The organism is Hamadaea sp. NPDC050747 (assembly GCF_040654195.1).
Classification (GTDB): Bacteria; Actinomycetota; Actinomycetes; order Mycobacteriales; family Micromonosporaceae; genus Hamadaea.
Genome location: NZ_JBFAHM010000007.1, coordinates 72,733 through 85,650 on the forward strand (window position 1 = coordinate 72,733; position 12,918 = coordinate 85,650).

Here is a 12,918-nt window from a genome sequence, read left to right on the forward strand (position 1 = left end):
ATGCTGCGGTGACCATCGACGAGGAGCTGCTGCGCCGCTATCCGCGTACGGAAGGGCTCCGGGTCAACTTCGTGACCAGCCTGGACGGGGCGGCCGCCGTGGACGGGCTCTCGACCGGGCTGTCGAGCGCCGCCGACAAGCAGGTCTTCCGGCTGTTGCGGATGACCTGCGACGCGCTGCTCGTCGGGGCCGGCACGCTGCGCGACGAGGATTACCGGCCGCTCACGCTCGACCCCGAACGACGCGCCTGGCGTCTGGCGTCCGGGCTTTCGGCGTATCCCCGCCTGGTGATCTTCACCCACGCGCTGGCGCTGGACCCCGAGCATCGCGCCCTCCGCGACGCCCCGGTCCGGCCCCTGATCGTGACGCCCGCCGAGCCGGGCGACCACCCGCTGACCGAGGTCGCGGACGTGCTGGTCGCGGACCTGGCCGAGGCGGTGGCCCGGCTCCACGCCGAGGGCCTCACGCACCTGCTCTGCGAGGGTGGCCCCACCCTGCTCGGCGCGCTGGCCGGGGCGGATCTGGTCGACGAGCTGTGCCTGACGCTGTCGCCGGTGCTCGCGGGGCCGGGCGCGACGCGCATGACGGACGGCCGCCCTCATCCACCGAGGACGATGAGTCTGATCCACGCCATCCCCGCTGACCAGGCGTTGCTGCTCCGGTACCGTCGCGCACATGATTGACCTGGGGGAGATCGGCCACGAGGAGAGGCCCGCGCCGCGTCCGCCCGTCGTCCGCGCCTGGCTCGCGCGGCACAAGCGGTGGTTCGCCGCCGGCTCCGCGCTGGTCATCGTCGCCATCAGCTTGTACGCCGTCCTCCCCGGCCTGCTCCGGAAGGAGCCGACGCCGCAACCGCCGCCCGCGCCGATGAAGCGGATCGAAGGCTTCCCCGAGTACGCCCACGGCGCCCGCGTGGTGGCCGCCGCCAGCGCCCCGGTGACGGCCGACGAGGTCACGTTGAGCTGGACTCTCACCGATTTCGGCGTCACCGTCTTCGATCGCTGCGAGTTCCTCGCGGCCGACGGCACCACGCTGAAGACGGAGTTCCTGGTCGACGGCGATGTATGGTCGGGCAGCGGCTGCGGGCCGAGCGATCAGCCCGGCAGCGGCCGGACGAACGCCGAGATGTGGACGGCGCACGGCATCGAACTCGGCGACACGGTCCGGCTCACCATGCGGGTCGGCGACGCCGTCCGATGGGACCAGGCGACGCAGCAAGAGGTGCCCGAGAAGAAGCCTCGGATCGGCACGATCGGGCTGGCGGTCGGCGTACCGGTGCCGTTCGAGCGGTATCCGCTGCCGCCCCGGCCAACGGTACTGCCCTCGCTTGACGTGCCGGTCAACAGTGAGCAAGGCTCGCACCTGCTCCAAAGCGATCCCGCCGATCCGCTCCGGCCGATCACGATGGATCTGGCTTGGAAGGGGTCGTACTCGTTGTCGCTGTCCGCGACCACGCCAGGCGTACTGCACGTGACCATTGACGGGATCACCGTCTACGACTGCGAGATCTGGACTTTCGAGGGCGACAGCTGCGGCCTCGGGTGGACGGTCGGCGATCGGAACGGCTTTCCCTGGCAGTCCCAGATAACCGCGCGACTACGCGAATCGGTGCACCTCACCATCACGCCGACGCACGTCACCGGCCCTTGGGGCGTACGTATCGCAGTCACCTGAGCTCCCCCGCACGGGGTCGGCCGCCTGTCGCGCACACGACTCGGCCCGGCCGTGCGCCCGGCTCTTGTCGCAGGATGCCGTTAGGGTCTGAGGGCGTGAGCTTCCCCGCACACGCCGGCACTCCCGGCAGTCCCGTCGGCCGCGTCCTCGGGACGCAGGACGCCAGTCCGCTGACCTTCTGGGTGGCCGTCGGCTCCGACGCCTACCTGCAGCTCGACGACGTCGTGGTGACCCAGCGCGACCTGCCCGACCGGGGCACGGTCACGATCTCCGGCGTCGTCACCGCCGTCCGCGCCCGGCACGAGGGCGCCGCGTTCGAGTCCGACGTCTTCGCCATCGCCGACGGCATGCTGCCCGCGATGGTGCAGGAGGCGGCCGAGATCACCGTCACCCGGGTCGAGCCCGAGATCTACGTGCCGCCCGCGCCGGGCGCGGTGGCATACCGGGCGCACGGGGAGACGCGCGACGCCGCGCTGAGCTTCGACCGGATGCAGCGACGGCTGCCCATCGGCATCGGCCGCGACGGCGCGCCGCTGTTCCTCAACGCCGACTTCCTCGACGGCAGCCGGGGCGCGCACGTCAGCATCTCCGGCATCTCCGGGGTCGCGACGAAGACGAGCTTCGCCACCTTCCTGCTCTACTCGATCTTCACCTCGGGAGTCCTGGGGTCGAAGGCGGAGTCGGCCAACACCAAGGCGCTCATCTTCAACGTCAAGGGCGAGGACCTGCTCTTCCTCGACCACGAGAACAACCGGCTCGACGAGCCGACCCGGGAGGCGTACCACAAGCTGGGCCTGGACGCGGGGGCGTTCAAGCAGGTCACGGTGTTCGCGCCGGCGCGGGCCGGTGATCCGTCCGGCAGCCCCGACGTGGCGAGCCGACTGACCGGGGTCGACCCGTTCTACTGGACCCTGAGCGAGTTCACCGAGCAGCGCCTGCTGCCCTACGTCTTCGCCGACGCCGACGACGAGCGTCAGCAGTACACGATGGTCGTCCACGCGGTCGCCGCCCACCTCGCCCGCGAGGCGCAGCCCGCCGGGGGCGGGATCAGCCTGGACGGCACCCGGCTCGGCAGCTACGACGATTTCGTCGACTACATCGTCGAGCAGCTCAACGACGACGAGACCCGGTCGACCTGGGCGGGCAGCTCGGTCGGGCTCGGCACGGTCAACGCCTTCGCCCGCCGCCTGATCTCCAGCAAGCGCGACCTGTCGCGGCTGATCCGCGGCGACCTGCCCAGCGGCCGGGCCCACCAGATCAGCACCGCCGACGCCGGTCAGGTGACCGTGGTCGACCTGCACAACCTGCCCGACCGGGCGCAGCGCTTCGTCGTCGGCGTGACGCTGAAGACGGAGTTCGAGCGCAAGGAGAAGGCGGGCACCGCCAAGCCGCTGCTGTTCGTGGTCCTGGACGAGCTGAACAAATACGCCCCTCGCGACGGCACCAGCCCGATCAAGGAGGTGCTGCTCGACATCGCCGAGCGGGGCCGGTCGCTGGGCGTGATCCTCATCGGCGCCCAGCAGACGGCGTCGGAGGTCGAGCGCCGGATCGTCTCCAACTCCGCGATCCGGGTGGTGGGCCGGCTGGACCCGGCCGAGGCCTCGCGGCCGGAATACGGCTTCCTGCCGCCGACCCAGCGGCAGCGGGCGCTGCTCGCCAAGCCGGGCACGATGTTCGTGGCGCAGCCGGAGATTCCCGTGCCGCTGGCGGTCGAGTTCCCCTTCCCGGCATGGGCCACCCGGCCGTCCGAGGCGGGTGCGGCGCCGCGCGCGACGTTGGCCAGCATGGTCAGCGCGACCGACCCGTTCGCGGTGGTCGGCTCGACCCGCGACGGTGGCATCTCCGACGACGAGATCCCGTTCTAGCAGCCCGGAGGCATTGGCCGTGAAGATCCTGCACACCTCCGACTGGCACGTCGGGAAGGTCCTGAAGGGACAGCCGCGGGCCGAGGAGCAGCTCACCGCGCTGGCCTCGGTGATCGAGGTCGCCCGCCAGGAGCGGCCCGACCTGATCATCGTCGCGGGCGACCTGTTCGACACCGCCGCGCCGACACCCGAGGCGCAGAAGATCGTCTACCGGGCGCTGGCCGCGCTCCGGCGGCTCGCCGAACTCGTGGTCATCGCCGGGAACCACGACAACGGCCCGGCGCTGGACGCCTTGCGGGTCTTCGCCGAGTCGGAGAACCTGCACCTGCGCGGCCGGATCTCCGACAAACCGGCCGATCATCTGATCACCGGGGTCACCGCGGGGGGCGAGCCCTGGCGCTGCATCGCGCTGCCGTTCCTCTCCCAGCGATACGCCGTCCGCGCGCTCGACATGTTCGAGCTGACCCAGGCCGAGGCGCACAGCACATACGCCGATCACCTGTCGCGGCTGCTGGAGGCGATCGCGGCCGAGAGTTTCACCGACCCGAGCGCGGTCAACCTGGTCACCGCGCATCTGACCGTCGTCGGCGCGGCGATGGGCGGCGGCGAGCGGGAGGCGCACACCATCCTCGGATACGCCGTCCCCTCGACGGTGTTCCCGCCGAACACCCACTACGTGGCGTTGGGGCACCTGCATCGGGCGCAGACCCTGCCCGGGCACTGCCCGGTCCGGTACAGCGGCAGCCCGTTGCCGGTCGACTTCGGCGAGGAGGAGAACCCGCCGTCGGTGACGATCGTCGAGGCCACCGCCGACACCACGGCGCTCGTCCGGGAGGTTCCGCTGCCGGCCGGGCGGCGACTGCGTACGCTGCGGGGCACGTTGGAGCAGCTGTCCGAGATGGACGGTGGCGACGACTGGCTGCGCGTGGTCGTGAGCGAGAAGCCCCGCGCCGGGCTGCGCGAGCAGGTGCAGGAGATGCTGCCGCGGGCGCTCGAGATCCGGATCGACCCGGCGATGCTGGAGGCCAGACGACCCGACCGGCCGGCTCGGGCCGAACGGTCGCCGGTCGCGTTGTTCGCCGACTACCTGTCCGACCGAGGTCATGACGACCCGGCCACCCAGAAGCTCTTCGAAGAGCTTTACCAGGAGGTGAGCTGAGTGCGCCCGCTCCGGCTGGACCTGCGCGGTTTCGCGATCTTCCGCGAGCACACCGTCATCGACCTGACCGACGCCGACTTCTTCGCGCTGGTCGGCCCGACCGGTTCGGGGAAGTCCACCATCCTCGACGCGATCTGCTTCTCCCTCTACGGCCAGGTGCCGCGCTGGAGCGGGAAGACCGTCGTCAACGCCCTGGCGCCGTCGGGCATCGAGGCGGCGGTCCGGATGATCTTCGAGTCCGGTGGCCGGCGATACGCCGTGACCCGGGTCGTCCGCCGGGACGGCAAGGGCCGGGTCGCCACGAAGCAGGCGGGTCTGCAGCTGCTGCCGCCGACCTTCAACGTGGCGGTGCTCGACGGTGACGAACCCGTCGAGGAGTTGGGCGAGACGCTCGCCGGTACGCCGGTCGAGCTGGACGCCGCCGTGGTCGACGTCGTCGGGCTCCCCTACGACCAGTTCATCAAGTGCGTCCTGCTGCCGCAGGGCGAGTTCGCGGCGTTCCTGCACGCCAAACCGGCCGAACGGCAGGAGATCCTGGTCAAGCTCCTCGGACTGGAGGTCTACGAGCAGATCCGGGAGAAGGCCGCCGAGCGCGACAAGGCCGCCACCCACCAGCTCGGGGCGACCGAACGGCTGCTGGCCGATCTGGCCGCCGAATCCGACGACGGTCTGCTCGCCGCCGCGCAGGAGCGGGTGGACGCGGTCGAGGCACTCACGGCCCGCGTGGTCGCCGAGGCCCCGGCGCTGGCCGCCCTCGACGCACAGCGACGGGCCGCTGTCGAAGCCTTGGCCGCCGTGGACAGCCGGCTCGCCGCGTTGGCCCGCATCGCCGCACCCGCCGACGCCGGCGCGCTCGCCACCGCGGGGCAGCAGGCCAAGGCGCGGCTGACCAGTACCGCCGACGAGTTGACCGCGGCCGAGGAGCACGAGGAGAAGGCCCGCGCCCGGCTCGACGCGACGGTCGATCCGGCCGACGTGCAGCGGACCCTCGACGGGCTGGCCCAGCTCGCCGCGCTCCGATCCCGGCAAGGCGACGGGGCCGCCGCGCTCAGCCAGGCCGACAAGGCACACGCGTCAGCGGTGAAGGTGGTGGAGCGGGCGGCCAAGCTGGCGAAGGCCAAGGCCGACGAGGTCCTGCACGCCCAGCACGCGTTGGAGGAGGCCCGGAACACCGACCGGGTGGCGGTCCTGCGTCCGCTGCTCCAGGTCGGCCACGCCTGCCCGGTCTGCGAGCAGTCCGTCGACACCCTGCCGGCCCGGCGAGAGGTCGGTGCGACCGTCGCCGCGCAGGAACACCTCAAACGCGTACGCGTGGAGGCGGAGCAGGCTGAACGCGAGCGGCAGACCGCCGACGACGCCGCCCGCGAGACGGATCGCCGCCTGGCCTCCATCCGAGCCCGGGTCGAGCAGTTGGAGCAGGAGGTGGCGCGGCTGGCCGAGGTGCTCGCCGACGCACCCGAGGAGGCGGAGCTGCAGGCCCAGCTCACCGCGCACGCGCAGGCGAAGGAAGCACTGGACCGAGCCGGGGTGGCCCGCCGCCGGGCGATGGAGCAGCAGCGCGCCGCGCTCGCCGAGGTGCAGCGGGTCGAGGAGCGGCTCCGGGCGGCCTGGCGGATCTTCGACACCGCCCGAGACTCGGTCGCCTCCGTGGTGCCGGGCCTCGCGGTCGCGTCCGGCAGTCCGGTCGTCGCGCCGCCGCCCGTCGATCGCGACGACCTGCAGGCGGCCTGGGCCGGGTTGGCCGGCTGGGCCAAGCAGGCCGGCGAGCGGCTCACGACGCTGCGGACCGAGGCCGACCAAGCCGCCCGGCAGGCCACCGCCAGCGAAGAAGTGGTGCTCGACCGGATCCGGGACTGGTTCGACGAGGCCGAGGTCGCGATGCCTCGCGAGATCGCCGGGCTCGACCGCGCGGTCACCGTCGCCGTCGAACGCGCCGCCGCCGCCCGCGACAAGATCCTCGACGCGCGCAAGCGGGCCGACGATCTCCGGGCGCAGCGCAAGCAGATCGAGGCCGACCGGGCGGTGGCCGCCACGCTGGCCCAGCACCTCAAGGCGAACAACTTCGAGGCGTGGCTGCTGGAAGAGGCGCTGGACGCCTTGGTCGCGGGCGCTTCGGAGATCCTCCGGGAGCTGTCGGCCGGTCAGTACGACCTGATGCACCGCAACCGTGAGTTCTATGTGGTCGATCATCACGACGCCGGGCTCACCCGCCCGGTGCGTACGCTGTCCGGCGGGGAGACCTTCCAGGCCTCGCTGGCCCTCGCGCTCAGCCTGGCCGATCAACTGGCCGGGATGGCGCACGCGGCCAGCCTGGAGTCCATCCTGCTGGACGAGGGGTTCGGCACGCTCGACGCGTCCACACTGGACGTCGTCGCGGCGACGCTGGAGAATCTCGCCGCTCGCGGCGACCGGATGGTGGGTGTGGTGACGCATGTGGCCGCGCTCGCCGAGCGCATTCCGGTCCGTTTCGAGGTACGCAAAGACGCCCGCACCGCCCGAGTGGACAGGATAGGGTAGAAATCTGGCTATGAGCTTCCACGTCGATGCATGGGACCCGTCCTACGGCGCCAGCCTCGACGCGTCCGCCCCTGGTCCGTCCGACGGGCTTGACGTCGAGGTCGAGCTGCCCGCCGAGCAGTGGCGACCGCTCGACGCCCCGGCCGGGCTGGCTCCGCCCGCGACCGTTTTGATGGTCGACGGCGTACGCCGAATCGATGCCCGGATCTGGACCGCCGGGATCGGCGGCACTCCACCGTCGCCTGGGCTGGCCTGCTCCTACGCCGCTGGCGTGGTCCGGTGCGGCGCCGGGACCGCCTCCGTCGCCGCCGCGACCGTCGAGCGGTCGATCTTCACCTCGGCCGCCGATCAGTCTGATGTAGACGCCGGAAGCACGGTGCGCTACAAGGCGGTACGCATCGAAGGCGCGCAGGACGCCGACCTGATGGCGGCGATGCAGACGGCGTTGATGCAGTTGGAGCAGCGGACGACGAGCGACGTGCTCACCACGCTGAGCGGGGGCGACGAACTCGTCGTGGTCGACGGTCCGCTCCGCGGCCCGGGCGCGCCGCCGCGCGTCATCGGGTACGCGAAGACGCAGCAGAAGCAGTACCTGCCGGATCACCTGTTGCCGGTGGTCGGAGCGCTGTCCCCTGGACAGCGGACACCGGTCTTCCGCATCGGCGGCCGCTGGAGCCGATACACCTGGTATCTGCGGCAGCCGGGCGGCATCCCGATTCCGTGGTCGGGGGTCGTCCGCCTCGAATGCTCGGCCGAGCTGGCTCCGGCCCAGGCAATCGAGCTGGCCGAATTGTCCTGCGTCACGCTCCCCCGGTACGCCTCCAGCGCCGTCAAAGATCCCCGGGCGCCTCAGCAACTCGTCCCGATCGGGGGGCTCGAACAGCGGCTGCGCCGGATGCTGGGCGACACCAAGCTCCTCCAGCGGGCACTGGCCGCCGCCTCGGTCCGTCAGTAGAGGCCCGGCCAAGCAGCAGAGCCGCCGCCTCGGTACGGCAGTAGAGGCCGGCAAAGCAGCAGAGCCGCCGCTTCGGTCCGCGCGTAGGACCAGGCACAATACAAGCGTGAAGCTGGACTTGCCGACGGGGTACGACTTCACCGGCACGCTCGGCCAGCTCTCGCTGGGGACGCACGACCCGTGCCGGCGGTTCATCGACGGCGTGTTCTGGCACGCCGCGCGTACGCCGGACGGCCCGGGGTCGCTGGGGCTGCACCGGGACGGCCGGGTTGAGGCGTACGGGCCGGGTGCGGAGTGGCTGCTCGAGCGGGCCGACGCCGTCTTCGGCCTCCGGGACGATCTGGGCGATTTCCGCGAGCTGGCCCGAGCGCATCCGGTCGTCGCCGAGTTGGCGCACCGGCATCGGGGACTGCGGCTCCCGGCCACCGGGCAGGTCTTCCCCCACCTCCTCCGGGCGGTATGCGAGCAGAAGGTCACCGGCAAGGAGGCGTACCAGGCGTACTCGGCGATCGTGCGGCGCTTCCGGGAGCCCGCTCCGGGTCCACACCCGGGGCTGCTGCTGCCCCCGTCCGCGGAGCAGGTCGCCTCGCTGCGGTACTACGACCTCCACCCGCTCGGGCTGGAGCAAAGGCGGGCGGACACGCTCCTGCGCGCCGCGCGTACGCCCTGGCCGGATCGCGAACCGGAGGCGACCGCCCGCCGGATGCTGGCCCTGGTCGGGATCGGTCCGTGGACGGTGGCCGAGGTCATGCGGAACGCCCACGGCGACCCGGACGCCGTCAGCGTCGGCGACTACCACATCAAGAACCAGGTGGCGTGGGCGCTGGCCGGGGAGCCCCGGGCGACCGACGACCGGATGCTGGAGCTGCTGGAGCCCTTCCGCGGCCATCGCGGGCGGGTATGCCAGTTGCTGACCCGGGCCGGGATCGGCGCGCCGAGGTGGGGCCCCCGGGCGCCGATCCGCTCCTTCCGCAGCTACTGAGCCGCTCCGCACCGAGGCATTCGTGATCATTGCGCCAGCCATGCTGTTTGAACGGACATTTCGCCGCCCGAAGCAGCATGGCTGGCGCAATGATCAGCCCCCGGAGGGAAGGGAGGCGCGGACGGCCGCGGCAGCGGGCAGGGCTAGGTCGGAGCGGCGCCGAAGCAGCCATCGCCGCAGAGCCAGGCAGGCGGCGCCCGCGAACACCCCGAAGGCGGCCCCGCCGAGCCAGATGAGCAGCGACCCGGCGAGGAGCGAGGCGACGAGCGGGGCCGCGACCGCGGCCAGTCCCTGCGTACCACCCCACACTCCGAAGTAGACACCACGGAGGTGTTCCGGCGCGATCGTCGCGACCACTCCGGGCGCGGCGGTGAGGAAGGCGACCTCCCCGGCCACCCACAGCGGGATCGTGAGCGCCGCTTCGCTGAGCGAGCCGGACATGCCGGTCAGGGCGAGCCCGACGCCGACCATGCCCGCGCCGAGCGCGCACACCACCAGCGCGGGCGTACGCAGCAGCCATTGCTGGAACAGCAGCTGCACGACCACCACCACGAGCGGGTCCAGCGCCAGCAGCAGGCCGTACTGAAGCGGGGTCACGCCGGCCGAGCTGAAGACCACCGGCAGGCTGACCATGCTCTGCATGTGAACCGAGTAGAACACGGCCGTGATCGCGGTGAACCCGACGAGCGCCGGATCCTGGAGCGCCGCGCCGAACCCGACGGTCCGCGCCGAGTTCCGCGCTGAAGCGGAGGAACCGGGGAGGCGGAGCGCCAACAGTCCGAAGAGGACGTTGACCACCGCGTTCACCACGAACAGGGCGACGAACGCCCGTTCGGCGAGCACCCCGCCCAGGACGCAGGCGACCAGCCGGCTGACGTTCATGACCAGGTACAGCAGCCCGAGCGCCCGCTTCCGGTGCTCGCCGGGCACGACGTCGGTGAGGAACGCCTGCACCGCCGGGCGATAGAGGTCGAACGTGAGGCCGGTCGCGAACGCCAGCCCACATGTCCATAGCAGACCGTGCACGCCGCCGATCGCCACGTAGGCCGCCGCCGCCCCGAAAGCGCTGGCCACGATCACGAGGCGGCGGCCGAGCCGGTCGGCGAGCCAGCCGCCGAGGGGCATCGACAGCGTCCAGCCCAACCCGAACGCGGTCATCACGGTGGCCGCCTGGGCCGCGCTGAAGTGCCGGTCGGCCACCAGCCAGAAGGTCAGGAACGGCACCGCGAAGAAGCCGAGCCGGGCCAGGCCGACGCCGCTCATCAAGCCCCAGAACGTGCGCGGAAGGCCGCCGAACCGGCGTCGCCACCAGCCCATCAGGCCTCGACCTCGATCTCGTACCGGTCGGTGACGAGGTCCATGAGCGCCAGCACTTCCTGCGGCGTGTCGCCGTGCAGCCAGGCGTATCCGGCCAGGCCGCCCCACTGACCCGAGCCGGTCAGCCCGCCCTCGCCGCCCACCTGCGTCACGACGCTCGCGTCGACGACGCCCGGTTGCGCGAGCACCTCGTCCCGGCTCGCGATGTGCACGACCCGGCCCGGCGGCACGTAAGGCCCGGCCCAGCCCCAGGCTCCGGGCTCCGGGCGAGGCTCGACGCGCACCGGCTCACCGGCCCCGAACTGACCGAGCATCTCCGGCACATTCACGTGATACGCGTGGAGCAGCGCGTGTTGAATGCCACCGCCACCCGGCCGCGCGGCGATCTCGCCCAGCAGCCAGCGGCCTTCGGTGTCGAGGTAGATCTCGGCGTGGGTGAAGCCCTCGCGGATGCCGAGGGCGCGGGCGGCCTGTTCGGCGAGTTCCGCGACGGCCATGCCCTCGGGCGAGGCCGGATCGAGCAGCACCGAGCCGAGCGTGCCACCCATCCCGCGCAGCGGCGGGACGTTGTAGCGACCCGGGATCTGATAGACCGAGTCGCCGCCGGTCCAGAAGGCGTCGCAGTGATACTCGTTCCGGATCCGCACGAACTGTTCGACGACGAAACCACCCTGGTCGTCGAGCGGGCGGAATGCCGGCTCGGCTCGGAAGAACGCCGAGGCGTCCAGCCGGCGCGTAAAGATCTCCGCGCGCATGCGCTCCAGATCCGTGCGGTCCCGGATGACGTGGGTGTTCGTCGAGCCGAAGCCGGTGAGCGGCTTGACGACGACCGGGAAACCGCCGAGTTCCGCCGCGGCGGCCGGGATCTCCGCGGCCTCGTGGACGACCCGGTGGGCTGCGACGGGCACGCCCGCCGCGTGCAGCACCGACTTCATGACCGCCTTGTCGGTGAACCGGACAGCCTCGGCGGTTGCCTGGCCGGGCAGGCTGAGCAGGTCGCGCAGGAATCCGGCGGCGACCATCGCACCCTCCCACAGGGTGGCGACGGCGTCGACCCGGCCGCGCAGCTCCGCGGCCAGCCCGGCCAGCTCGGTGAAGTCGGTCCAGTGGGTCACCGACCGGATCGGATAGGGCGGGTTCTGCGCGGCGCGCAGGGCGGCGTTCGGCTTGGACAGGCAGACGATCACCTCGTGACCGGCGGCCATCAGGGCCTGTTCCATCACCGCGGTGTGGTTGGACAGGACGAGCACCCTCATCGGTTCTCCCTCGCAGTTGGCACGTTCAGGGCAACCGCTAAAACGTAATATGTTTTTGAGCGTGAATCCCTCCTCCGTTCGTACACATGTTCGGGTAAGCTGAACGCTTCCGCATCGGGACTTGGGGGGATACGCCTTGCTCTATGTGACGAGCGCCGTCCGGACACATGTCGTGCCGAAGGGAGCGATGCGGCGGCTGGCCCTGCGCTACCCGGGGAGGCTCACGGCGACCTGGTGGCCCGAGACCGACCGGCCGCTCCTCGTCGCCGAGGTCGAGGACCCCGTCCTGGCCCGGCTGCGGCCCTGGTTCGCCCGGCAACTCGACGACCACGTGGAGATCCCCCGCCATCCCGACGCACACGTACGCTCCGGGCTGCGGCAGGCGTACCTCCAGATCGGACACACGCGGGTGGGCCGGGCGGTGACGGCCGACCGCGGCTGGCTGGCCGAGCCGTCCTGCACGGTCGGGCTGCTGCCAGGCGGCCTCACCAGTGACCGCTGGACGATCGGGGCGCAGTTCGCGGTGCTGCTCGACCTCGGGCACGCGCTCGCCGCCGAGGTGCCGATCTGCTGACGGGCGTCAGTCGGTCGCCTGCCGGTTCTTGAGGTCGTCCATCATCTCGGCGTACTCCCGGCGTACATCCTCGGGGTCGAGCGGGGCCTCGTGGTCGAGCCGCCAGAGCATCATCTCGATGAGGGCGTTGAGGTTGCGCCCCTCGATCTCGGCCCGGGCCACCAATCGCGCCATGAGCCGGGGCGGCAGGCTGATCGAGGTGACCTCCTTCGCCTTGTCCCGCGCGGGCAGCTCGGCCGGCAGATGCCGGGCCAACGCCTCGTCCAAAGTGGGCGGCAGGCCGCGGTGCTCCAGCGCCTGCGGCGCTGATTCGGCGTACATGCGGGCCAGCTGTGCGCCCTTGCGACGGCGCAGGACGCCGAGCGCCTCCTCGTCGGTGACCGGACCCCGGCCAGGCTCGTACGCCAGCGCTCCGGTCTCGCCGGGCAGCGCCACGTCGTCCGGCACGGCGACGATGTACCGAGGATCGAGCGAGGTCGGATCGCCCGGCTTCAGCTGGACCTTGCGGTAGCCCTTGGCACGCTCCCCGTCTGCCATGCGCCCCATCGTATAGACATGCGCGGGGGCGTTTCTCCATTCGTTACGGCGCGGTGTCGGACCCGGATGGTTGACTGAGACC

The 12,918-nt window shown here is 71.7% G+C and carries 11 protein-coding genes; 8 read left to right on the forward strand and 3 right to left on the reverse strand.

The annotated features are described in order from the left end of the window. Positions 1-8: 8 nt before the first annotated feature. The 7 genes from AB0H43_RS17690 to AB0H43_RS17720 all read left to right on the forward strand — a co-directional run bounded on the left by AB0H43_RS17690 (position 9) and on the right by AB0H43_RS17720 (position 9,152). Positions 9-683, forward strand: a complete 675-nt coding sequence (locus AB0H43_RS17690) for a dihydrofolate reductase family protein (protein WP_360000431.1) — start codon at positions 9-11, stop codon at positions 681-683. Continuing rightward, positions 676-1,674 carry a hypothetical protein gene (locus AB0H43_RS17695; protein ID WP_360000432.1) on the forward strand — a complete coding sequence of 333 codons (999 nt, stop codon included), beginning with the start codon at positions 676-678 and terminating at the stop codon, positions 1,672-1,674. Before AB0H43_RS17690 ends, AB0H43_RS17695 begins: the two co-directional genes overlap by 8 nt. Positions 1,675-1,769: 95 nt before the next feature. Then, positions 1,770-3,539 (forward strand): ATP-binding protein, encoded by a 1,770-nt coding sequence (locus AB0H43_RS17700; protein ID WP_360000433.1) that lies wholly within the window; start codon positions 1,770-1,772, stop codon positions 3,537-3,539. Between the two features lie 19 nt (positions 3,540-3,558). Next, entirely contained in the window at positions 3,559-4,698 is a 1,140-nt protein-coding gene (locus AB0H43_RS17705) for an exonuclease SbcCD subunit D (protein WP_360000434.1), read from the forward strand. After that, the gene (locus tag AB0H43_RS17710; RefSeq protein WP_360000435.1) at positions 4,699-7,215 is read left to right on the forward strand and encodes an SMC family ATPase; all 2,517 of its coding nucleotides are present in this window, start codon (positions 4,699-4,701) and stop codon (positions 7,213-7,215) included. Between the two features lie 10 nt (positions 7,216-7,225). Continuing rightward, on the forward strand, positions 7,226-8,170 hold the full coding sequence (locus AB0H43_RS17715; RefSeq protein ID WP_360000436.1) for a hypothetical protein: 945 nt from the start codon (positions 7,226-7,228) through the stop codon (positions 8,168-8,170). A gap of 112 nt (positions 8,171-8,282) precedes the next feature. Continuing rightward, complete coding sequence (locus AB0H43_RS17720; RefSeq protein WP_360000869.1) at positions 8,283-9,152, forward strand: DNA-3-methyladenine glycosylase 2 family protein; 870 nt, start codon at positions 8,283-8,285, stop codon at positions 9,150-9,152. 93 nt (positions 9,153-9,245) lie between these two features. Here AB0H43_RS17720 and AB0H43_RS17725 read toward each other — a convergent pair whose 3' ends face one another. Together AB0H43_RS17725 and AB0H43_RS17730 are read right to left on the reverse strand one after the other, a co-directional pair. Continuing rightward, positions 9,246-10,469 (reverse strand): MFS transporter, encoded by a 1,224-nt coding sequence (locus tag AB0H43_RS17725; protein ID WP_360000437.1) that lies wholly within the window; start codon positions 10,467-10,469, stop codon positions 9,246-9,248. Continuing rightward, entirely contained in the window at positions 10,469-11,725 is a 1,257-nt protein-coding gene (locus AB0H43_RS17730; RefSeq protein ID WP_360000438.1) for an ATP-grasp domain-containing protein, read from the reverse strand. The genes AB0H43_RS17725 and AB0H43_RS17730 overlap by 1 nt, the downstream gene beginning before the upstream one ends. A gap of 136 nt (positions 11,726-11,861) precedes the next feature. Between AB0H43_RS17730 and AB0H43_RS17735 the strand changes: the two genes are divergently transcribed. Further along, the gene (locus AB0H43_RS17735) at positions 11,862-12,299 is read left to right on the forward strand and encodes a hypothetical protein (protein ID WP_360000439.1); all 438 of its coding nucleotides are present in this window, start codon (positions 11,862-11,864) and stop codon (positions 12,297-12,299) included. 6 nt (positions 12,300-12,305) lie between these two features. Here AB0H43_RS17735 and AB0H43_RS17740 read toward each other — a convergent pair whose 3' ends face one another. Next, the gene (locus tag AB0H43_RS17740) at positions 12,306-12,836 is read right to left on the reverse strand and encodes a hypothetical protein (protein WP_360000440.1); all 531 of its coding nucleotides are present in this window, start codon (positions 12,834-12,836) and stop codon (positions 12,306-12,308) included. Positions 12,837-12,918: the final 82 nt, after the last annotated feature.